This is a genomic window from Leifsonia stereocauli, from assembly GCF_038432415.1.
Classification (GTDB): domain Bacteria; phylum Actinomycetota; class Actinomycetes; order Actinomycetales; family Microbacteriaceae; genus Orlajensenia; species Orlajensenia stereocauli.
The window spans coordinates 1,011,053-1,032,650 of sequence record NZ_JBCAUN010000001.1 but is presented as its reverse complement, the minus strand read 5'-3'; the positions used below and the strand labels follow the sequence as shown (position 1 = coordinate 1,032,650).

At 67.7% G+C, this 21,598-nt stretch carries 21 protein-coding genes; 13 read left to right on the top strand and 8 right to left on the bottom strand.

Annotated features, from left to right (window positions below; translation table 11 throughout):
• Nucleotides 1-13: 13 nt before the first annotated feature.
• Both serB and glgC read right to left on the bottom strand, forming a co-directional pair.
• The gene (serB, locus tag AADV74_RS05055) at nt 14-679 is read right to left on the bottom strand and encodes a phosphoserine phosphatase SerB (protein WP_342112402.1); all 666 of its coding nucleotides are present in this window, start codon (nt 677-679) and stop codon (nt 14-16) included.
• Entirely contained in the window at nt 676-1,920 is a 1,245-nt protein-coding gene (glgC, locus tag AADV74_RS05050) for a glucose-1-phosphate adenylyltransferase (protein WP_342112401.1), read from the bottom strand. The genes serB and glgC overlap by 4 nt, the downstream gene beginning before the upstream one ends.
• A 96-nt stretch (nt 1,921-2,016) precedes the next feature.
• Here glgC and glgA point away from each other — a divergent pair, with 96 nt between their 5' ends.
• The 3 genes from glgA to AADV74_RS05035 all read left to right on the top strand — a co-directional run bounded on the left by glgA (nt 2,017) and on the right by AADV74_RS05035 (nt 4,423).
• Nucleotides 2,017-3,201: a glycogen synthase gene (gene glgA, locus AADV74_RS05045; RefSeq protein WP_342112400.1), complete on the top strand. Its 1,185-nt coding sequence runs from the start codon at nt 2,017-2,019 to the stop codon at nt 3,199-3,201.
• 36 nt (nt 3,202-3,237) lie between these two features.
• On the top strand, nt 3,238-4,020 hold the full coding sequence (locus AADV74_RS05040) for an ABC transporter ATP-binding protein (RefSeq protein ID WP_135119570.1): 783 nt from the start codon (nt 3,238-3,240) through the stop codon (nt 4,018-4,020).
• Between the two features lie 151 nt (nt 4,021-4,171).
• Nucleotides 4,172-4,423: a type B 50S ribosomal protein L31 gene (locus AADV74_RS05035; protein ID WP_055818496.1), complete on the top strand. Its 252-nt coding sequence runs from the start codon at nt 4,172-4,174 to the stop codon at nt 4,421-4,423.
• A gap of 162 nt (nt 4,424-4,585) precedes the next feature.
• Here the strand turns inward: AADV74_RS05035 and AADV74_RS05030 are convergent, their stop codons facing one another.
• Nucleotides 4,586-4,831, bottom strand: a complete 246-nt coding sequence (locus AADV74_RS05030; RefSeq protein ID WP_342112399.1) for a three-helix bundle dimerization domain-containing protein — start codon at nt 4,829-4,831, stop codon at nt 4,586-4,588.
• Nucleotides 4,832-5,099: 268 nt separating this feature from the next.
• Between AADV74_RS05030 and AADV74_RS05025 the strand changes: the two genes are divergently transcribed.
• Nucleotides 5,100-5,627 (top strand): hypothetical protein, encoded by a 528-nt coding sequence (locus tag AADV74_RS05025; RefSeq protein ID WP_342112398.1) that lies wholly within the window; start codon nt 5,100-5,102, stop codon nt 5,625-5,627.
• A 23-nt stretch (nt 5,628-5,650) separates the two neighbouring features.
• Here the strand turns inward: AADV74_RS05025 and AADV74_RS05020 are convergent, their stop codons facing one another.
• The gene (locus tag AADV74_RS05020) at nt 5,651-6,958 is read right to left on the bottom strand and encodes an APC family permease (RefSeq protein ID WP_342112397.1); all 1,308 of its coding nucleotides are present in this window, start codon (nt 6,956-6,958) and stop codon (nt 5,651-5,653) included.
• 177 nt (nt 6,959-7,135) lie between these two features.
• Between AADV74_RS05020 and AADV74_RS05015 the strand changes: the two genes are divergently transcribed.
• The 4 genes from AADV74_RS05015 (at nt 7,136) to AADV74_RS05000 (ending at nt 11,117) form a co-directional block, all read left to right on the top strand.
• On the top strand, nt 7,136-8,602 hold the full coding sequence (locus tag AADV74_RS05015; protein WP_342112396.1) for an SLC13 family permease: 1,467 nt from the start codon (nt 7,136-7,138) through the stop codon (nt 8,600-8,602).
• 48 nt (nt 8,603-8,650) lie between these two features.
• Complete coding sequence (locus AADV74_RS05010) at nt 8,651-10,012, top strand: M20/M25/M40 family metallo-hydrolase (protein ID WP_342112395.1); 1,362 nt, start codon at nt 8,651-8,653, stop codon at nt 10,010-10,012.
• 22 nt (nt 10,013-10,034) lie between these two features.
• Nucleotides 10,035-10,442 carry a DUF7144 family membrane protein gene (locus AADV74_RS05005; RefSeq protein ID WP_342112394.1) on the top strand — a complete coding sequence of 136 codons (408 nt, stop codon included), beginning with the start codon at nt 10,035-10,037 and terminating at the stop codon, nt 10,440-10,442.
• 66 nt (nt 10,443-10,508) lie between these two features.
• On the top strand, nt 10,509-11,117 hold the full coding sequence (locus AADV74_RS05000; protein WP_342112393.1) for an HdeD family acid-resistance protein: 609 nt from the start codon (nt 10,509-10,511) through the stop codon (nt 11,115-11,117).
• 1 nt (nt 11,118) lies between these two features.
• On the opposite strand, the gene AADV74_RS04995 is transcribed toward AADV74_RS05000, so the two are convergent.
• Nucleotides 11,119-12,636, bottom strand: a complete 1,518-nt coding sequence (locus AADV74_RS04995) for an NAD(P)H-binding protein (protein ID WP_342112392.1) — start codon at nt 12,634-12,636, stop codon at nt 11,119-11,121.
• Nucleotides 12,637-12,707: 71 nt separating this feature from the next.
• On the opposite strand from AADV74_RS04995, the gene AADV74_RS04990 reads away from it, so the two are divergent.
• Both AADV74_RS04990 and AADV74_RS04985 read left to right on the top strand, forming a co-directional pair.
• Nucleotides 12,708-13,640 carry an alpha/beta fold hydrolase gene (locus AADV74_RS04990; RefSeq protein ID WP_342112391.1) on the top strand — a complete coding sequence of 311 codons (933 nt, stop codon included), beginning with the start codon at nt 12,708-12,710 and terminating at the stop codon, nt 13,638-13,640.
• Nucleotides 13,637-14,737: a glycosyltransferase family 4 protein gene (locus AADV74_RS04985; RefSeq protein ID WP_342112390.1), complete on the top strand. Its 1,101-nt coding sequence runs from the start codon at nt 13,637-13,639 to the stop codon at nt 14,735-14,737. The genes AADV74_RS04990 and AADV74_RS04985 overlap by 4 nt, the downstream gene beginning before the upstream one ends.
• Nucleotides 14,738-14,866: 129 nt before the next feature.
• Here AADV74_RS04985 and AADV74_RS04980 read toward each other — a convergent pair whose 3' ends face one another.
• Complete coding sequence (locus AADV74_RS04980) at nt 14,867-15,715, bottom strand: NAD-dependent protein deacetylase (protein ID WP_342112389.1); 849 nt, start codon at nt 15,713-15,715, stop codon at nt 14,867-14,869.
• A gap of 94 nt (nt 15,716-15,809) precedes the next feature.
• On the opposite strand from AADV74_RS04980, the gene AADV74_RS04975 reads away from it, so the two are divergent.
• Both AADV74_RS04975 and AADV74_RS04970 read left to right on the top strand, forming a co-directional pair.
• Nucleotides 15,810-16,643 (top strand): TrmH family RNA methyltransferase, encoded by an 834-nt coding sequence (locus AADV74_RS04975; RefSeq protein ID WP_342112388.1) that lies wholly within the window; start codon nt 15,810-15,812, stop codon nt 16,641-16,643.
• Between the two features lie 4 nt (nt 16,644-16,647).
• Entirely contained in the window at nt 16,648-17,883 is a 1,236-nt protein-coding gene (locus tag AADV74_RS04970) for a D-alanyl-D-alanine carboxypeptidase family protein (RefSeq protein WP_342112387.1), read from the top strand.
• A 114-nt stretch (nt 17,884-17,997) separates the two neighbouring features.
• Here the strand turns inward: AADV74_RS04970 and AADV74_RS04965 are convergent, their stop codons facing one another.
• Nucleotides 17,998-18,813 (bottom strand): SGNH/GDSL hydrolase family protein, encoded by an 816-nt coding sequence (locus AADV74_RS04965; protein ID WP_342112386.1) that lies wholly within the window; start codon nt 18,811-18,813, stop codon nt 17,998-18,000.
• A gap of 188 nt (nt 18,814-19,001) precedes the next feature.
• On the opposite strand from AADV74_RS04965, the gene AADV74_RS04960 reads away from it, so the two are divergent.
• The gene (locus AADV74_RS04960) at nt 19,002-20,813 is read left to right on the top strand and encodes a DEAD/DEAH box helicase (RefSeq protein ID WP_342112385.1); all 1,812 of its coding nucleotides are present in this window, start codon (nt 19,002-19,004) and stop codon (nt 20,811-20,813) included.
• A gap of 119 nt (nt 20,814-20,932) precedes the next feature.
• Here the strand turns inward: AADV74_RS04960 and AADV74_RS04955 are convergent, their stop codons facing one another.
• A complete protein-coding gene (locus AADV74_RS04955; protein WP_342112384.1) occupies nt 20,933-21,532 on the bottom strand; it encodes a dihydrofolate reductase family protein in 600 nt (199 codons plus the stop codon).
• Between the last annotated feature and the right edge of the window lie 66 nt (nt 21,533-21,598).

The following is a 21,598-nucleotide window of genomic DNA, read 5'->3' as shown; positions in this document are numbered from 1 at the left end:
GCGAGCGTGCTTGTCAGCCCCGTAACCCCAGCAGCGCGAGCACCTGCGACAGGTCGGGCACGTCGACGGCGACGTTGGCGCGCAGGCGCACGAGAGGCTTCGCGTTGAAGGCCACCGAGAGTCCTGCGACGTCCATCATCGCGAGGTCGTTCGCGCCGTCGCCGATGGCTATGGTGCGGTTCAGGGGTACTCCGTGAGCGGATGCCCATTCCTGCAGAGCCGCGGCCTTGGCGTCGGCGTCGATGATCGGGCCGACCAGGCCGCCGGACAGGCGCCCATCGGTGACCTCGAGCCGGTTCGCGCGCCACTCGTCGAGCCCGAACGATGCGCCGATCGGATCGAGCAGCTCGTGGAACCCGCCCGACACCACGCCGACGACGCCCCCTGCCGTGTGCACTCCGGCGATGAGGTCGTGCACGCCGTCGGTCGGGCGGATGCGGGCTCCCACCTCGGCGAACACGCTCTCGGGCAGCCCCGCGAGGGTCGCGACGCGTTCCCGCAGGCTCTCGGCGAAGTCGAGCTCGCCGCGCATCGCCCGCTCGGTGACCTCGGCGACGAGTGCGCGTGAGCCCGCAGCATCTGCGAGGAGCTCGATCACCTCGTCCTGGATGAGGGTGGAATCGGCGTCGAGCACCACGAGGAAGCGCGCGTCGGCGACGCGAGGTGCGGCATCCGTCATTCCGCGGAGACCCGCGTTCCCTTGCCGACGACGGTGATGCCGGAGTCCGTCACCGCGAAGCCGCGGGCGGCATCCTTCTCATGGTCGACGCCGATCTGGGCGCCAGCCTCGACGACGACGTCCTTGTCGAGCACGGCGCGGATGACCTGGGCGTCGGACTCGATGTGCGCCCGCTCGAAGATGATCGAGTCGACGACCTTGGCGCCGGATCCGATGGTCGACCACGGACCGAGCACGCTGCGCTCGATGTGGGCACCCGAGATCACGGATCCGAGCGAGACGATCGAGTCGATCATCGTGCCGAGCGAGCCGCGCGCGTCGCGCACGAACTTCGCGGGCGGGGCGTTCAGCTGCTGAGTGAAGATGGGCCAGGCCTCGTTGTAGAGGTTGAAGACGGGCAACGCCGAGATCAGGTCCTGGTGGGCCTCGAAGAACGAGTCGATCGTTCCCACGTCACGCCAGTAGTAGCGATCGCGATCTGTGGAGCCCGGAACGTCGTTGCGCCTCAGGTCGTAGACGCCGGCCGTGCCGCGGGCCACGAAGTCGGGGATGATGTCGCCGCCCATGTCGTGGCTGGAGTTGGTCTTCTCACCGTCGCGCAGAACGGCGTCGATGAGGGCGTCGGTGTTGAAGACGTAGTTGCCCATGGATGCCAGCACCTCGTGAGGCGCATCCGCGAGCCCGATGGGGTCGCTCGGCTTCTCGCGGAACGCCGCCACGCGGGTGGCGTCGTCCTCGTCGACCTCGATCACGCCGAACTGGTTGGCGAGTTCGATGGGCTGACGGATGGCCGCGACAGTCGCTTCGGCACCGGAGTCGATGTGCGCCTGCACCATCTGGGAGAAGTCCATGCGGTACACGTGGTCGGCACCGACGACGACGATGATGTCGGGCTTCTCATCGTGGATGAGGTTGAGGCTCTGGAGGATGGCGTCGGCCGATCCGCTGAACCAGCGCTTGCCGAGGCGCTGCTGGGCCGGCACCGAGGCGATGTAGGAGTTGAGCATGCCCGACAGGCGCCAGGTCTGCGAGACGTGGCGGTCGAGGCTGTGCGACTTGTATTGGGTGAGGACGACGATCTGCGTGAGCCCGGAATTGATGAGATTCGAGAGGGCGAAGTCCACGAGGCGGTAGTGCCCTCCGAAGGGAACAGCGGGCTTGGCCCGGTCCTCCGTGAGGGGCATGAGCCGCTTGCCTTCTCCGCCGGCCAGCACGATGCCGAAGATCTTCGATGACTTCATGGCTCCACAGTAGTGTGGCGCGGCGGGTGGCGGCATGCCCTTGCCGATGCGCGGCGACATCTGTATCAAGGCCGACTGATGCCCTAGCGTTGCAGCATGCGCGTCGACCTGCTCACCCGTGAATATCCGCCCGAAGTCTATGGAGGAGCGGGGGTGCACGTCGCCGAGTTGGTGAAGGCGCTCCGGGGCGACACCGAGGTGCTCGTGCGCTGCTTCGGCGCACCCCGAGACGAGCCCGGCGCCTTCGCGTACGGCACGCCCGTCGAACTGAGCTCCGCGAATCCCGCGATCACGACCCTCGGCACCGATCTCGCCATGGCGCAGGATGCCGCAGGGGCGGATCTCGTGCACTCGCATACCTGGTACGCGAATGCTGCCGGCCACATCGCGAAGCTGCTGCACGGCATCCCGCACGTGGTCACGGCGCACAGCCTCGAGCCGCTGCGTCCGTGGAAGGCCGAGCAGCTCGGCGGCGGCTATGCGGTCTCGAGCTGGGTCGAGCGCACGGCGTTCGAGGCTGCGGATGCCGTCATCGCCGTGAGCGGGGGCATGCGTCGCGACATCCTGCGCTCTTACCCGGCGATCGATCCCGACCGTGTGCACGTTGTCTACAACGGCATCGACCTCGACCGCTGGAAGCCCGTGCACGACGAGGCGACGGTGCGCGCGCTCGGCATCGATCCCGATCGGCCATCGGTGGTCTTCGTCGGCCGCATCACCCGGCAGAAGGGCCTGCCGTACCTCCTGCGTGCCGCACGGATGCTGCCTCCCGAGGTGCAGTTGGTGCTGTGCGCCGGCGCTCCTGACACCCAGGCCATCATGGACGAGGTCAGCGGCCTCGTGCGCGAGCTCCAGCAGGAGCGCACGGGCGTCGTGTGGATCGACCGCCTGCTGCCGCAGCCGGAGCTGTCAGCCGTGCTCACCGCCGGCACTGCCTTCGTCTGCCCGTCGGTGTACGAGCCCCTCGGCATCGTGAACCTGGAGGCCATGGCCTGCGGGCTCCCCGTGGTCGGAACCGCCACCGGCGGCATCCCGGAGGTCGTCGACGACGGCGTCACCGGGCGCCTCGTCCCCATCGAGCAGCTCCAGGACGGCACCGGCACCCCGATCGATCCCGAGCGCTTCGTGGCCGACCTCGCCGAGGCGCTCACGGCCGTCGTCAGCGACCCGGAGGCGGCAGCACGCATGGGTGCGGCAGGCCGCGATCGGGCAGAGCGCGAGTTCGGTTGGGATCGCATCGCCGCGAGCACGCGAGAGATCTACGCCAGCCTCATCAGCTGACCTGAACGCCTCCCGCTGACGGATAGCATGGGCTGTATGCCGAACGTTGTGCAGCTGTCAGACGTCTCCGTCATCCGTGACGGAAAGCCCATCCTCGACTCGGTGACCTGGTCCATCGACGACGATCAGCGTTGGGTCATCCTCGGCCCTAACGGAGCAGGCAAGACCACGCTCCTGCAGATCATCGCCGCCATGCTGCACCCGACGAGCGGCACCGCCGAGATCCTCGAGGAGCGCCTCGGCGCCGTCGACGTCTTCGAACTGCGGCCGATGATCGGCTTCGCCTCCACGGCGATGGCACGCAAGCTGCCGCGGAACGAGACCGTGCTCAACGTCGTCATGACGGCGGCCTACTCCGTCACCGGCCGCTGGAACGAGGAGTACGAGGAGATCGACTCCCGCCGCGCGCAGCGCGTGCTGGCCGAGTGGAAGCTCGATCACCTGGCCGATCGCACCTTCGGAACCCTGAGCGACGGCGAGCAGAAGCGCGTGCAGATCGCCCGCTCCGTGATGACGGATCCCGAACTCCTCCTGCTCGACGAGCCTGCGGCGAGCCTCGACCTCGGTGCCCGCGAGGAGCTGCTGCAGCTGCTCGGCGGCTACGCCCGCGAGGCCACGTCGCCCGCCTTCGTCATGGTCACGCACCACGTGGAGGAGATCCCGGTCGGGTTCACGCACGTGATGCTGCTCGCAGACGGCAAGGTCACGGCATCCGGACCCCTCAGCGAGGCCCTCACCTCGGAGAACCTCACCGAGACGTTCGGCCTGCCGATCGAGGTCACCGAGATCGACGGGCGCTACGCGGCACGCGCCGTCTGACATCCGGTGCACGGAGACAGCTCACAGGGCGATCTCTGCTAGACTCGGTAGCTGGCCCTCGTGGCCTGAGTTTTTCGCCGTGCGCGGCGTTACCCGTGGTTTCCACGATCTCAACACAATTCCGTTCCATTCGAAACACAAGGACTCTTCAATGAAGACTGACATTCACCCCAAGTACGAAGCGGTCGTCTTCCGCGACCTCGCGTCGGGCAAGTCGTTCCTCACCCGTTCGACCGTCGGCAGCGCCAAGACCGTCGAGTGGGAAGACGGAAACACCTACCCCGTCATCGACGTTGAGATCTCCTCGGAGTCGCACCCGTTCTACACGGGCAAGCAGCGCATCATGGACTCGGCCGGTCGTGTCGAGAAGTTCAACCAGCGCTTCAAGAACTTCGGCAAGTAAGCACCAGCTTCAGCCCGGACAGGAGGCCCTCGCCATAGGCGGGGGCCTCTTTCCGTTAACCCGCGCTGACGGATGCGGCCTCGACCCGCGTTGCCAGGTTACGGGGGTGCGGAGCATCAGGCACCCCTCGTAACCGGCAACTCGACGGGCCCTGGACTCGGATCAGGGCTCGAGGCCCGGCGGCACGTAGAGCGTGCCGTCCGAGGCATTCGCGAACTCGGAGCGGATGCGATCGCGGGCCTCGTGCTCGACGAGCACGGGCACGAAGTCGCGGATGGGATTTCCGTCGAGGTTGTGGTGCTCTTCCTCGACCACCTGCTCCACGACATCGGGGTCGACCTCGGGGAAGCGGTCCTCGAGTCGCTCGACGACCTTCTCGACTGCTGCGTTCTCTTCGTCGGCGTTCATTTCAGCAGTCAACGCTCGCGCGCGGGCGCGTGCAAGCGAACATCCGGTTAACGGATGCGGGTGGCGGTGATCGTTCGGCCGCGCACCCGGCATCGGCACAGCGTCGTCGTGTCTGACGCACGCACGCGGCGAACCCGGAACCGCCACCGTCGTGGCTCCGCCCGTCGCCGATAGCCAAGGGTGATCCGCCAGTCCTAGACTGCGGTCGACGGCGGACCACACCCTGCCAGCCCGGCACTGGAGCCGCTGCGTGAGATGGGAGCTAGAGATGGTTGACCAGAACTACATCGCGATCGCTGCGCAGTACGACGATGAGGACGCAGCAGCGGCGGATTTCGAAGCGGTCAGTGCTCACTTCAAGGAGACTCCGAAACGCGAGGTCTTCGATGCCGCGTTGATCAGGCGAGGGCTGGACGGTGAGGTCTCCATCGTCAAGCGGGAGGAGAGCGGAAAGCACCGCGGAACCAAGAAGGGCCTCGGGGTCGGCCTCGCGACCGGCCTCGCCGTCGCCCTGTTCCCGGCGGTCGCGCTCGGTGGTGCCCTCGTCGTCGCCGGCGGCTCGGGGGCGGGTGTCGGCGCGGTCGCTGGTCATATCGGACGGAAGACCCCGTCGAAGAACCTGGAAGCGATCAGCGAGACGTTGGACGCTGGCAGTGGCGGCATCGTGCTCGTCCTCGAACCCGACGACGTCGAGGCAGTGGAGAATCTCCTGCCGAGCGCGGCGCGGGTGACCAAGAAGGACCTGTCCATCGACGACAAGGAACTCGACGACGAGGTCGACGAAGCATACGAATGACGATCCGCGGCTGATCCGCGCGTTCAGGCAACCATCTCTTCGCGCGGATCACCGGTCTCGCGTCCGGTTCGCACCCGCTTCCACAGCAGGTCGGCGAGGACGGCGAGTGCGATGATCACGACGAGTGCGATCGCCGTCGCGGGTTCGTTGACCAGAGTCGTCGTGCAGAAGACGATCAACGTGCCCAGCGTCGCGATCAGTGCGATGACGAGCACGATGATGCTGGCGCCGGTCTCCCGGTAGAGCCGGAAGTGTCCGACGGTGACGGTCGAGAAGACGAGCAGGGCGACCGCGCTTCCGATCGAGGCGATGCTCGTCAGGTCGAAACCGACGACGAGGATGCTGGCGAAAGCGGCCATCACCAGGAGACCGACGGGGAACCGTCCGACCGACCGGCCGAACACCGGCGGGAACTGCCCGATCGACGCGAGGTGACGTGTCATCCCGATGGACGGGTAGAGACCGGCGTTCACAGCGCCGGTGGTGGAGAGCAGCGCGGTGATCACCATGAGGACGTAGCCTGCCTGCCCCAGTGTCGGCTTGGCGGCCTCGGCGATCGCAGTGGCCCCATACTTCACGACCTGGTCGGCGGTGAGGGTGCCGAACACTCCGAGTGAGACGGCCACATAGACGGTCGTTGCGATCGCCAGCGCCAGGTAGATGGCACGGGGCAGCTGACGAGACGGATTCGGGAGATCCTTCGCCGTGAACGTGATCACACCGAACCCGAGGAAGGCGAAGAACGTGAGGGCGACGCTCGCGATGATCTCCTGCAAGCCCGGGTAGTCGGCCGGGGCGAGAAGGGCCGGGTCGAGGTTGACGATGGTGACGGCGGCGAACACGACGAGGATGGCGAGCACCACCGTGACCAACACCGACTGCACTCGCGCGACAGCCGTCGAGCCGACGGCGTTCAGGCAGGTCATCACCACGATCAGCAGCACACCCAGCGCTCTCGCCCATCCCGCGTCACCGCCGGCGACGACCGAGCTGGCATACCCGCCGAACGACGATGCGATCATCGCGACGACGATCGATCCGGCGGTGAAGAACAGCCAGGCTCCGATTCCAGCGATGTGCCCCTCGCCGAACCCCTTCGAGAGGTACGTCAGCAGCCCACCGCCGGACGGGTACTTCGCGCCGAGCTTCGCGAAGGAGTAGCCCTGGAGGCCGGCGATCACGCCGGCGATGAGGAAAGACAGCCAGACGGCTGAGCCGGCTACGGCGCCGGCTGCGCCGAGCAGCGCGAAGATGCCCGCACCGACCATTGAGCCGACCCCGATGAACGTCGCCTGGAGCACCGTCATCCGCTTCTTGGCATCCGCAACCATGACGTCTCCCCTCGACGTCGCCCATGATGCTCCACGCAGTCCGCGTTCTGCAAGAGGCGGACGAAAACGCCCTCTGTTCTGCTCTTCCCTTCGATAGTTCAATGGGTGCATTCTTATCCCAGCAGGTGCAGTGTCGCTCCACGCAGGTGCAGGTTCCGTCGAAGCAGGGGGACTGTCATGGAAACCGTATCGATCATTCTTCAGGCAGTCGTCGTCATCGGTGCGATCGCCATGGGCGTCCGGACCGGGGGCTTGGGGCTGGGGCTCTGGGGTGTCGTCGGCACCGTGATCCTGGTATTCGGCTTCCGTCTGCCGCCAGGGTCCATCCCTGTCGATGCGTTCTTCATCATCATCGCCGTGATCACGGCGTCGTCTGCGATGCAGGCCGCAGGCGGCATCGACTACCTCGTGGCGATCGCATCGAAGATCATCCAGCGGAACCCGAAGAGGCTCACGTACGTGGCGCCGATCGTCGCATTCGTGTTCACGGTGCTCTCCGGTACGTCGAACATCTTCCTCGCCCTCATCCCGGTCATCTACGAGACGTCGTACCGGAACGGTCAGCGCCCTGAACGCGCGCTTGCCGCGTCGACCGTCACCTCGGGCCTCGGGATCACGGCCAGCCCGGTGTCGGCCGCCATGGCCGCCTATATCGTGCTGATGGATGGCACCGGCTACGGGCTTCCGCAGATCCTGCTCATCACTATTCCGGCGGCGATCGTGGCCTGCATCGTCACCTCGTTCGTACAGCAGCGAATCGGAAAGGATCTGCTCGACGACCCGGTGTACCTCAAGAGGGTGGAGGCGGGCACCGTCGAGATGCCGGCCGCTCTGGCCGCGCGCTACGAGGCGAGGGTCGGGGCGTCGGCAGGCTCGGCGACCACGACCACGACCGCGAGCACGAAGGCGACCGGTGACTCCGGCTCCGGTGCTGGCCGCGTGAAGGCGGCTGGGACGGCTCCCGCGCGGATCGAGCACCCCGTGCCCCCGGGAGGGGCGATCTCCGCCTACATATTCGTGACCGGGACGCTGCTGATCGTGCTGTTCGGGTTGTTCCCCGACCTGCGACCGGCGTTCCCCGACGAGGAGGGCGAGGTCGTCGCCATCGGCATGACGACGATCATCGAGATGGTCATGTTCACAGTCGCCCTGGCGATCATCCTCGCCCGGCGGGTGAAGCCGAGCCTGGTGGTCGAGCAGCCTCTGCTCAAAGCCGGGTTCGTGGCAGCGGTGGCGCTGTTCGGAATCGCGTGGATGGCCGACACGTTCATCTCAGCCAACGAGGAGACCATCATCGAACCTCTCGGCGCGATGATCGAGGCCAACCCCCTGCTGCTCGCTGTCGCACTCTTCGTCGTCTGCGGTCTCACGACGAGCCAGTCGGCGACGACGAACACCCTGATCCCGATCGCGCTGGCCGCCGGCCTCGCCCCCGGTGTCATCACCGCGATGTGGCCGTCCCTCATCGGCGTCTGGCTGTTCCCGGCGAACGGTTCCCAGATCGCCTCGGTCGAGACCGACCTGACCGGATCGACGAAACTCACACAGGTGCCCGTCTGGCATTCGTTCACGATCCCGATGCTGGTGTCGTGGGTCGCCGTCGTACTGGCCGGTCTCCTGATCCAGCTCGTAGTGCCCGCCTGATAATGATCGGCCCAGTCTCGCCCGTTGAGGCGGTGAGGAGGAGGAAACATGTCTGATGCATCCACCGTGGACGCGGCATCCCTGATGCCGGAGGTGATCCGACGACTCGAAGAGCTCGTCCGCATCCCTTCCGTCGCGTTTCCCGGATTCGACCCGGACCCGGTGCACCGCATGGGCGACGCGGTGGTCGATCTGTTCACCTCGGCCGGCGCAACCGACGCGAGGCTGCTCCAGGTTCCGGACGGGTACCCGTGCGTGTACGCGACCATCCCCGGCCCGGAGGGCTCCCCGACCGTCCTGTTGTACGCGCACTACGACGTGCAACCGGCACCGGAGAGCCAAGGCTGGTCGAGTGAGCCGTTCGAACCGGTGACGAAGGAGGATGGCCGCATCTATGGGCGCGGTGCCGCCGACGATAAATCGGGGCTGGTGATTCACTGGGCGACTCTCAAACTGCTCGCTTCCTCCTGGCCCTGCACGATCAAGATCCTCGTGGAAGGTGAGGAAGAGACCATCTCCCACCTCGAGGGGTTCGTCGAAGCGAACCCCGAACTGTTCGACGCAGACGCGTTCGTGATAGCCGACATTGGGCCGCAACGCGTGGGCAGGCCCGGATTGACCACCGCGCTCCGCGGAGACGTCGCCTGCACCGTGACAGTGCGAACGCTGGCGAACCCGGTTCATTCCGGCATGTTCGGCGGTGCAGCGCCCGACGCGGTGACGGCGATGGTGCGCATCCTCGACACGTTGCATGACGAGCATGGGGACACGGTCATCCCCGGCGTGGCCAGCGGAACGTGGAACGGTGCCGACATGGACGAGGCCGTCTATCGCGACGGCTCGTCGATACTCCCCGGCGTCGACTTCCTCGGCACGGGCTCGCTCTCCGACCGGATCTGGATGAAGCCGTCGGTGACAGTGCTGGGCATGGACCTGCCGAACACGGCTGAGGCGTCCAACGTCCTCCTCCCGGAAGTGACGGCGAAGCTGTCCATGCGGGTGATCCCCGGCTCGGATGCCGAGGCTCAACTCGAGGCGCTGATGGGACATCTGCGTGCTCAGCGACCGTGGAACTGCGAGGTGATCGTCGAGCGCGTGAAGGTCGGCAATCCATTCGAGGTCGAAGAGTCGCATCCGGCGATCATCGCCGCGAAGGACGCTCTGGCGCAGGCCTACGGTGCCGACGTCGAGTCGATCGGCAGTGGCGCGTCCATCCCTCTGGTCGCCTCACTCAAGAAGGTGTCTCCGGATGCCGCGATCGTGCTGTGGGGTGTCGAGGACACGGAGAAGTCACGCATTCACGCGTCGGATGAATCGGTCGATCCAGCGGAGATCGAACGCATGATCGTCGCGCAGACCCTGTTCGTCCGAGAGTTCGCTGCCTCGACCGGCAGTCCCGCCGGTCGGTGATCGAAAAGGAACGGTGACCATCATGACTGACGTCAAGACAACGAGTGGATGGGTGGGGTGGGTCGGATTCGCCGGCATCATCCTGATCCTGAGCGGCGTGTTCAGCCTCATCCAGGGTTTCGTCGCACTGATCGGATCCAACTACTACTACGCCGTCGAGAACGGGAGCCTATTCCTGTTCGATCTGACCGGCTGGGGATGGTGGAACCTCATCATCGGTGCGCTGCTCGTCCTGACCGGCCTCGCACTGTTCACCGGCGCGACCTGGGCGCGGGTCGTGGCCATAATCGTCGCCTCCCTCAGCGCGATCGGGCAGATGCTCCTCGTTCCGGCCCAGCCGTGGTGGGCACTCATCGTCATAGCAGTCGACGTACTCGTCATCTACGCGATCACCGCCCACGGACGTGAAATCGCCATGCTGGACGACTGACGGAACGGCCCTAAGTGCTCTCGCCCCGGGAGCAGGTGGACCACCGACCACTTCAGGAGGTATCTGATGTCCAATGAATCCGGTTCGGCTCTGAGCGTGTTCTCCCTCGACTCAGCGGAACTCGCCCCCGCTGCCGTCAACACCATCCGCGTCGCGCTCGGTGTGGGCGGCGCGATCGCCCTCATCATCGGTCTGCTGATCACATTCCAACCACAGGCGGCGGCGACGACGATCGCGATCCTTCTGGGGATCTATTTCGTCGTCGCCGGTCTCGTCTACGTGGGCATTGGAACCTTCGCCCGCGGCATCGCGGGCGGAGCGAGGGCGCTCGACATCATCCTCGGCGTGCTGTTCCTGATCGGGGCATGGCTGGCATTCGCGAACCTGTCGGGCACGGTGGCGTTCCTCGCCGTCTTCCTGGGCATCGTGATCGGCATCCTGTGGATCATCGAGGGGATCGCCACCCTCGCCCAGCTCGGCGACGCGCCATCGAGGGGATGGGCGATCTTCATCGCGATCGTGAGCATCATCGCCGGTGCCGCCCTGTTGTTCGCACCGGTCTGGGGCGCCCAACTGCTGTTCCTGGTGACGGGGATCGCGTTGATCGTGCTCGGAGTGATGCAGGTCATTCGCGCGTTCACGTTCGGGCGTGGAGCTGCCAGCACGGCACCGTGAGTCAGCGCACCGGCCACGCACCCGAGGTGGTGAACTCCGGGTCCTTGGTTCGGCGCATGTAGCTCTGGAAGCTCTCGGCCTGAGCCTGGCTCCAGTCGACCTGGCGCGCGTGGAGCTCTTCGGCCGTGATGGTCAGCGCATGCGGGTAGCGGCGGGCGATGGCCTGCGCGACGTGGCCGGCGGCGATGGCATCGGCTCCGGCGTCGTGCGCATTGTCGAGCACGACGCCGTAGTGCTCGGCGGCGGCGGTGAGCGTGCGCTTGCCCTTGCGGTAGGTGTCGACGGCCTTGTCGATGACGAGGGGGTCGACGACGGGGCTGGGGGAGACGAGCGCGGGGATGCCGTAGCGCCGCGCCTCACGGTCGAGCACTGACAGGTCGTAGGCCGCGTTGTAGGCGACGAGCGGGATGCCGCCGGCGAGCTGGGCGCGGATCGCCGTGACGATCTCGGCGATGGCCTCGGAGGCGACGCGGCCGTAGATGCGGGCGTGCTCGGTCGTGATGCCGTGGATCTCGGCGGCGCCGTCGGGGATGACGATGCCCGGATCGACGAGCCAGTCCGTGCGATCGACCACAACGCCATCGGCGTCGAGCACAGCGAGCGTCGCAGTGACGATGCGCGTCGTCTCGACGTCGATCCCGGTGGTCTCGAGGTCGAAGACGGCCAGCGTGGAGGCCCAGGTCGCGGTGGTTGTGGTGGTCACAGGGTCAGAGTATGCAGGGCCGCCGACATCGCCTGTGAGCCACTCCGCGAAGGTCTCGGTTCCGGCTGCGAGCTCGGGCGCGAGGTTCAGACCGGTGCGGAAGAAGCCCAGGATCGCCCCGGCCGCGGGGAGCGGGATGATCGGCCCCCGACCGTCATGGGCCGAGCGCCGGAGCGAGGCGATGACGCGCGACGAGAGCACCTCCGGACCGGCGATGGAGTGCAGGCGTTCGCGGCCCGACGGTACCAGCGCCTCGTCGACCAGCCGGGCTGCGACGTCGCGCACGGCTATCGGCTGGAAGGTGGTGCCCAGGAGCTCGGTCGTCCAGCCGAACGGAGCGAGGCCGAACAGTCGGTCGACGAGATCGTGGAACTGGGTCGCCCGCACGATGGAGACGTCGAGGCTGGAGTCGCGGTACGCGAGTTCTTGCGCCGTCTTCGCGGCGTAGTAGCCCGAGACGCCCCTGTCGACCGCGATGATCGAGAGCAGGACGAGGCGACGGATGCGGGCGACGCGCGCCGCGGCCGCGACGACGCGTGGTCCACGCCGCAGCGTGTCCTGGGCTCGGCCGGTGACTCCATCGGTCGCGTCGATGATCGCGTCGGCGCCGTTGAGCGCCTCGATGAGACCGACCCCTGAGACGATGTCGGCCCTGGCGTATTCCGCGCCGGGAATGGAGGCATCCGTCGCCACCGGCGCACGACTCACGGCGCGCACGCGCACGCCTCGCGCGAGCGCCTCCGAGACGACGGCGCGCCCGGCGCGTCCTGTTCCGCCGAGCACGACGATGAGTGGAATGTGCGCCTCGGACCTCATGAGCAGAGTCTAGGTCGGCGCGCTCAGCGCACGTCCAGCCCGCCGCGGGGGCGCGGCCTAAACTGGGGGAGATGTCAGTCTCCTCGCCCTACGCCGCGCAACTCGAGCGCATTCCCGTCGTCGAACGCACGCTCCGGGTGCTCGGATCGGAGACGCGCTACTGGGAGTACGGCGACGCCGCCAGTGACGAGACCATCGTGCTGGTGCACGGTTTCCGCGGTGACCACCACGGCCTCGAACCCGTCGTCGCGCAGCTTCCGGGCCGCCACATCATCTCGCCCGACCTGCCCGGCTTCGGGGCGTCGGCTCCGCTGCTGAGCGCACACGACATCGACGGCTACGCGGCCTGGCTCACGGCCTTCATCGCCGAGCTGAAGCTCACCGGCCGCGTCGTGCTTCTCGGCCACTCCTTCGGCTCGATCATCTCCTCGGCCGCCCTCGCCGCCGGACTCGTCGTCGACGACGTGATCCTGGTGAACCCGATCGCCGCCCCAGCCCTGCGCGGCCCGCGCGGCGTGATGACGCGGCTCGCGGTGTTCTACTACCAGGCCTCGGCCGCCCTGCCCGAGAAGGTGGGCTTCGCGCTTCTCCGCAACCGTGCCATCGTGCGCATCATGAGCGTGACCATGGTGAAGACCCACGATGCAAATCTGCGACGCTTCGTTCACGACCAGCACGACCAGTACTTCTCCGCGTTCAGCGATCGCGATGTGGTGCTCGAGGCGTTCCGCGCCTCGGTCAGCCACGACGTCAGCGAGTACGCCGCCGCCATTCCGACGCGCACCCTGCTGATCGCCGCGGACAAGGACGACATCACCTCGGTCTCGGCGCAGCACGACGTGCAGAAGCTGTTCCCGGATGCAGCCCTGCACGTCATCCCCGACGTCGGCCACCTGATCCACTACGAGACGCCCGGCGAAGCCGCCCAGCAGATCGCGGCGTTCCTCGCCGTGCCTGCCGACGCACCCGGCACGTCCGACCCGGCGACTCCGGCGGCATCGTGAAGATCGTCTTCGACGCCCGCTACACGCGGGTCGACCACCACGACGGCATCAGCCGCTACACGGCGAACCTCCTGACGGAGCTCGCGAAGCTGCATCCGGTGACCATGCTCATCAGCGATCACCGCCAGCTCGCCATGCTGCCCGACCTGCCGTGGCAGCTGATCTCGTCACCGACGAGCGCGGCCGAGCCGTTGGTGGCGCGCGCCGTGAACAAGCTGCGTCCAGACGTCGTGTTCACGCCGATGCAGACCATGGGGTCGTGGGGTCGCCGTTATGCACTGCTGCTCACGGTGCACGACCTCATCTACTACCGGAATCGCACGCCCCCGCGCGACCTCGCCGCTCCCGTCAGGCTCTTGTGGCGGCTCTACCACCTGGCCTGGTGGCCGCAGCGGATGCTGCTGAACCGCGCTGACGGCGTGGTGACGGTGTCGAACACGACGGCAGCGCTCATCGCCGAGCACGACCTCACCCGCAAGCCGGTCACCGTGGTGTCGAACGCCGCGGCGCCGCTCGCCGCCCTCGACGCTGACAGCGACGCCGCGCTCGTGCGGCGCGAGACACCTGCCGTGCGCCGACTCGTCTACATGGGTTCGTACATGCCGTACAAGAACGTCGACACCCTGGTGCGCGGCGTGGCGGCGCTGCCCGGGACCGAGCTGCACCTGATGAGCCGGGTGAGCGATGCCGAGCGCGCGCGACTGCAGAAGCTCGCCCCCGCCGCACTGCTCGTCTTCCACGACGGCGCGACGGATGCCGAGTACGCCGAGACGCTCCGCTCGGCGACGGCGCTCGTCACGGCATCGCGCGACGAGGGCTTCGGCATCCCTCTCGTCGAGGCCATGAGCGTCGGAACGCCCGTCGTCGTCAGCGACATCCCGATCTTCCGCGAGATCGGCGGGGACGCGGCCCTCTACTTCGACGTCGACGACGCCAAGGCCCTCGCCGCTGCCGTGAAGCGACTCGACGAGCCGGGGGAGTGGCAGCGACGGTCGGCGCTCGCCCTCGAGCGCGCAGCGACCTTCACCTGGGCGGCATCAGCTCGCACCCTGCTCGGTGTGCTCGAGGAGACCGTGGCGCGTCGGCGACGACGCTGACAGCGGCTCCTCAGCACGCGAGAACAGGCCGGAGCGCTGAGATCAGGCCAGATCAGCCTGTTCCCGCCCCGAAACGCCGATCCGGCCTGAGATCAGCGCGTGCGGCGGGCGGCGGGCCGCGGCCCGCGGTCAGACGGCGAGCTGATCGGCGATCGAGCGCAGCACCTCGGTGGTGCCGGCGTCGATCTTCACGGCGGCACGGCCGTCGCCCTTGGTGATACCGCGGTTCACCACGATGATCGGCGTGCGCTGACGGCGGGCCTGCTCGACGAGACGGATGCCGGAGTTCACGACCAGTGACGATCCGGCGACCATCAGGACATCGGATGCGGTGAGCATCGCCTGCGCCTCGCGGAACCTCTCGCGCGGCACGAACTCGCCGAAGAACACCACGTCGGGCTTCAGCATCCCGCCGCACACAGTGCACTCGGGCACGATGAACGCATCGATCTCGGTCACATCGGCGTCACCGTCTGGGGCGAGCCGCGCCGCCTCGTCCTCAGTGAGCCAGGGATTGGCATCCGTCAACCGTTGGGCGATGTCGGACCGAGCGAAGAACTGCCCGCAGTGCAGGCAGACCACGCTGTCCATCGAGCCGTGCAGGGGCACCACCCGTGTGGATCCGGCGCGGGTGTGCAGGCCGTCGACATTCTGCGTGACGATGCCGCTGACGGCTCCGGATGCCTCGAGCTCGGCGAGCAGTCGATGCCCGGCGTTGGGTCCGGCCTGGGCGAAACGACGCCAGCCGAGGTGGCTGCCCGCCCAGTAGCGGCGGCGGTAGCGGTCGTCGGCGAGGTACTGCTGGAACGTCATCGGATTTCGCACAGGTGCCCCAGCCCCGCGATAGTCGGGGATTCCGGAGTCGGTCGAGACGCCGGCGCCGGTCAGCACCAGGGTCGAGCGACCGCGCATGAGGTCGACGGCTGCGCTCACTCCCATGCGCTGCTCGTCGGTCAGTTCCAGAACCGTGTCGGTCATCCCACTCCTCTGCCGGTGTATCGAGTCTAGGCACTGCAGTTTTCCGGATCGTCTCGCAGGCTGCGACGATGGGGATACCGAACGAGGGGAACCCGTGCACGTCATCCGCATCACCGACCTCGAGGCCGACGGCCTCTCCGATTACGCGCGTCTCACCGACGTCGCACTGCGGCGTGTCACCGAGCCTGAGGGCGGCCTCTACATCGCGGAGTCGACGAAGGTGATCACCCGCGCGCTGGCGGCCGGGCACGTACCGCGTTCAGTCCTGCTTCAGGAGAAGTGGCTGGCGGATGTCGAGCCCCTGCTGGCCGATTTCCCCGACGTTCCCGTGTTCGTGGGCGAGGCGAAGCTGCTCGAGCAGCTCACGGGCTACCACCTGCACCGTGGCGCGCTGGCGGCCATGCACAGGCCGGAGAACCCATCCGTCGCGGAGCTCCTGCAGGATGCCCGACGTGTCGTCATCCTCGAGGACATCGTCGACCACACCAATGTCGGCGCCATCTTCCGCTCGTCGGCCGGCCTGGGCGTCGACGCCGTCCTCGTCACCCCGCGATGCGCCGATCCGCTCTACCGCCGCAGCGTGCGCGTGAGCATGGGTACGGTACTGCAGGTGCCGTGGGCGCGCCTGCCCGAGTGGGACGAGGCGACAGTGCTGCTGCACGACGCCGGCTTCGAGATCGCCGCCCTCGCTCTGGCCGACAACGCGGTGAGCCTGCCCGACTATGCGGCCAACGCTCCCGAGCGCATCGCGCTCGTCTTCGGCAGCGAGGGCGACGGACTGAGTCGCACGGCCCTCGCGGCGGCCGACACCGTCGTCACGATCCCGATGCTGCACGGAGTCGATTCGCTCAACGTCGCCTCGGCCAGCGCTGTCGTCGCGTATGCCCTGCGCGTCGACCGGGAGCACAGGTCAGCCGACCTAGACTGATCCGATGCCCCTCTCCCGACGCCAGGTCTATCGACGTCGCAGAATCCTCGTGTTCAGCGCTCTCGCCCTCGTTCTCGCCGCTGTCATCTACGGTACGACCACGCTCACGGCGGCGGTTCCCGCGACAGCGGCATCCGTCACCCAGCCGACCGTCGCCGCGCAACCGGCCGCCCAGCTGACGTGGCCCGACTTCGGCAGCGGAGCAGTCGGTGCCGTCGGTTTCGACGGGCTTCTCGGCTCGCACGGGGACCCGGATGCCGCCGTGCCGATCGCGAGCATCACCAAGGTGATCACGGCCCTCGTCCTGCTCGACGCCAAGCCCATAGCCGCGGGCGAGGAGGGACCGACGATCACGTACACCGATGCCGACGTCGACATCTACTACGAGCAGGTAGCGGAGAACGCCTCGGTGGCCCCGGTCTCGGCCGGCCTCAAGCTCAGCGAGAGGCAGTCGCTGACGGTCATGCTTCTTCCGTCGGCAGGCAACTACAGCCAGTCGCTCGCCATCTGGGCCTTCGGATCGGTGGACGCGTACCTGGATGCCGCCCAGAAGTGGGTGGCCGACCACGGCCTCACCAACACCACCGTCGCCGACACCAGCGGGCTCTCGGATTCAAGCGCGAGCAGCCCGACAGACCTCGTCGCCCTGGCGAAGATCGCCGTGGCCGACCCGACCCTCACCTCGATCGTGTCGCAGAAGACCGCCGACATCCCGGGCGTCGGAGTCGTGCAGAACACCAACAACATGCTGGGAACCCACGGCGTCGACGGCATCAAGACCGGCACCAACGACAACTCGGGCGCCACGCTGCTGTTCTCGGCGAAGTACACCGTGGGCACGCAGACCGTCACCGTGGTCGGCACCATGCTCGGCGGAGCGTCGATGGGAGACCACGACGTGCTCGACGCTGCCGTCGGCACCGTGCTCGACGGCGTCGCCGCCGGATTCCACGAGGTGCAGTTGACGACCGCGGGAGCGCCGGCGGCCACGTACAAATCCCTGTGGGGTGACACGGCGACGGCCGTGAGTGCGAAGGATGCGTCGGTTCTGACATGGTCGGACACGGCTGTCAGCGGCGTCGCGAAGGCCGAGTCGGTTCAGGCAGCCGAGGACGGCGACACCGTGGGCTCGCTCACCTTCACCGTCGGCGCGCAGACCATCGAGGTGCCGCTCGTGCTGATGGGTTCGATCAGTGGTCCGGATGCCGGCTGGCGCTTGAGCCACCCGGGGGAGTTGTAGCGCGACGCTCGCCACCCTGTCGCTCGCCGAGGCCCGACGCAGTCGCGGCCGAAGCGCGTCTCAGGTGCGCTTCGGGCGGTCGCTCCGCTCGGCCCCCAGCGAGCGGCTGGGGCGTCAGCTGAGGGAGTCGACGTCCAGCACCTCGTAGGGAACGGCATCCGGTCGCTTCGGCAGCACGTGATCACCCGACGACTGGTGACGAATGCGGCGCACCACCCACGGCACCAGGTACTCCCTCGCCCATTGAATGTCCTCGCCGCGAGCCTGGCGCCACGATGCCGTCGGCAGCGGCTCGGGCTTCATGGGCTCGAGCGAGTTCTCGACGTTGAGCGAGGAGAGCACGAGCCGCGCCACCTCGTGGTGTCCGAGCGGGTTCAGGTGCAGGCGATCGGGCGCCCACATGCGCGTGTCCTGGATGGGAGTGAAGCCCCACTGGTCGGCCACGATGCAGTCGTACCGCGTGGCGATCGTGCGGATGTTCTCGTTGTAGATGGCCACCTTGCCCCGGATGCCGCGGAACACGGGCGAGAAGCCGACATCCGTAGCCGTGAAGATCACGACGGTCGCGCGATCGCTGGTGAGGCGCTCGATGATCTGCTCGAACTTGCCGGACACGAGATCGGGGTCGGAGCCCGGGCGGATCACGTCGTTGCCGCCTGCCGAGATGGTGATGAGGTCGGGCCGCAGCGCCAGAGCGGGCTCGACCTGCTCGTCGAGGATCTGCTGGATGAGCTTGCCGCGCACGGCGAGATTGCCGTACGCGAAGTCGTCGGAGCCCTGAGCCAGTACCTCGGCGACGCGGTCCGCCCAGCCCCGATTGCCCCCGGGCCGACTGGGCTCCGGATCGCCGATGCCCTCGGTGAACGAGTCGCCCAACGCCACATAGCGCGACCAGGGATGCAGGGGACCGGAACTTGATTCTCTCGTCATAGCTTCTCCATTCTGCACATCTTCGCTCTCGCGGCGCACGCATGATCTGCGCGACGACCGCGGCAGCGCCGACCCGACCCGTCCGTCAGACTCTCCTCCCGCCGTGACACGCCCGAGATCGGTCTGGAGCCACCCCGGAAGACGCCCCGCGCAGTCGAGTGTCAGCCGACTCGGGTAGATTTGGGCCAGTGAGTACACCGCTGCCGGAAGGCCCCATCCCGGGAACCGCAGCAGCAGAGCATCTCTCTCCGGCCTTCCCCGATCGCGCCGCCTGGGGAACCGCCACCAAGCTGCGTGCTTGGCAGGCCGAGGCCCTCGACGCCTACTTCGAGAGGCAGCCGCGCGACTTCCTCGCCGCCGCGACGCCCGGCGCAGGCAAGACCACGTTCGCGCTCCGTCTGGCGGCCGAACTCCGCGGTCGCGGCATCATCGACCGCATCACCGTCGTAGCGCCCACCGAACACCTCAAGAAGCAGTGGGCGGATGCCGCGGCCAGGGCCGGCATCCGACTGGATCCGTACTTCCGCAATGCCCACGGCAGTTACGGCAGGCATTTCCACGGCGTCGCCGTGACCTACGCGCAGGTCGCTGCCCGCGCCGCCCTGCACCGCGAGCTCACCCAGTCGGGCCGCACCCTCGTGATCCTCGACGAGGTGCACCATGGCGGTGACGCCCTCAGCTGGGGCGATGCCATCCGTGAGGCCTTCGAGCCGGCCACGCGCCGGCTCTCCCTGACCGGAACTCCGTTCCGCTCCGACACCGCGCCCATTCCGTTCGTGCAGTACGCGCCCGACGAGCACGGGATCCGCACCTCGCTGACCGACTACAACTACGGCTACGGCCGCGCACTCGCCGACGGCGTCGTGCGCCCCGTGATGTTCATGGTCTACAACGGTTCGATGAAGTGGCGTACGCGCGCCGGCGACGAGATGGAGGCCAGGCTCGGCGAAGGGAACACCAAGGACATCACCTCGCAGGCCTGGCGCACGGCGCTCGAGCCGAAGGGGGAGTGGATCCCAGCGGTGCTCCGCGCGGCCGATCGCCGTCTCACCGAGGTGCGTCACACGATCCCGGATGCCGGCGGCCTGGTGATCGCGACCGACCAGACCATGGCGCGAGCATATGCGGCGATCCTGCAGGACATCACCGGCCAGCCGCCGACGGTCGTGCTCTCCGACGAGAAGGAGGCCAGCGACAGGATCGAGCAGTTCGCCGGAAACACCAGCCGCTGGCTGGTCGCCGTGCGCATGGTCTCCGAGGGCGTCGACGTTCCACGCCTCGCCGTGGGCGTCTATGCGACGAGCTCGTCGACCCCGCTGTTCTTCGCCCAGGCCATCGGCCGCTTCGTGCGGGCCCGCCGTCGGGGAGAGACGGCATCCGTGTTCCTGCCGAACGTGCCGATTCTCATGGCCCTCGCCTCCGCCCTCGAACTCGAACGCGATCACGCCCTCGATCGGCGTCGTGATGACGAGGCCGAAGGGGACATGTACAACCCCGAAGACGCCATGGTGGCCTCGGCGAACAAGGAGGACCGGGCCTCGGAGGCGCTCACCGACGAGTTCAGCTTCGAGGCGCTGGCGGCGAGCGCGGACTTCGACAGGGTGCTCTTCGACGGCCACGAGTACGGCGATCTGGCGGAGCCGGGCAGCCTCGAAGAACTCGACTTCATCGGTATCCCGGGGCTTCTGGAGCCCGAGCAGGTCTCCGACCTGCTGCGCACCCGTCAGGCGCGCCAAGCCCGACGGGCGACGGACCGGCGCAGGAACGCGCCGGAGGATGCAGAACCGGAAGACGTTCCGCTGTACCGCACCATCAAGGAGCAGCGCACCCTGCTCTCGAGTCTTGTCGGCATGTGGTCGAAGCTGTCCGGGGAGCCGCACGCGATGATCCACACCGAACTGCGGCGGCTCTGCGGCGGGCCAGCCGTACCGCAGGCCAGCGTCACGCAGCTGCAGGCCCGCATCGAGGTGCTGCGCAAGAGGCTCGGTCGTTCGCACTGATCGCGGCGCTCGTCGACCGAATCCACGCGGCTGTCGTTCGCTGTGCTCTCGCGATCGCCGCAGGCGAGCGGGCGCAGGTGATAGCCGCGAGCCGGCTCGGGGCCACCGGGCGACTGCCTCTAGCGGTTGAGCTGGTAGCGGATGTGCGTGGCGAGCGGGGAGTGCAGAACCTCGACGGGCTCGAAGTCGAACGAACCCGTGCCGTCGAAGATCCGCTCGCCTGCCCCGAGCAGGACTGGCGCGATGTCGAGTGTGAGTTCATCGATCACTCCGGCCGCGAGCGCCTGCCGCACGGTGGAGGCGCCGCCTGCGATGTCGACGCCGCCGGCCGTCTCGCGGGCCAGGGCGTATGCGGCGTCGAAGCCGTCGGTGACGAAGTGGAAGGTCGTGCCGCCCTCCATCTCGATCGGCTCGTGCGCGTGATGGGTGAGCACGAACACCGGTGCGTGGTACGGCGGCTCATCGCCCCACCACCCCCGCCAGGCGCCGTCCCATTCGCCGCGGATCGGGCCGTACATGTTGCGACCCATCACGTAGGCGCCGCGGGGGCGCATCAGCCAGCCTGTCGCGGTCTCGTCGGCGTCGTTCGCCCGTGCGTCGCCGATGTGCCACCGGTGGAGCTCGATTCCGCGCGTACCGAGGCCCTGATCGATGCTCTGGTCGGGACCGGCGACGAATCCGTCGAGCGAGATCGACATGTGGCAGGTGGTGAGCGGCATCCGGGACCCTTCGATCGTGCTTGCGATTGCATGCGACGCCGGTCGGTCGACCTCGCGCCATCACTC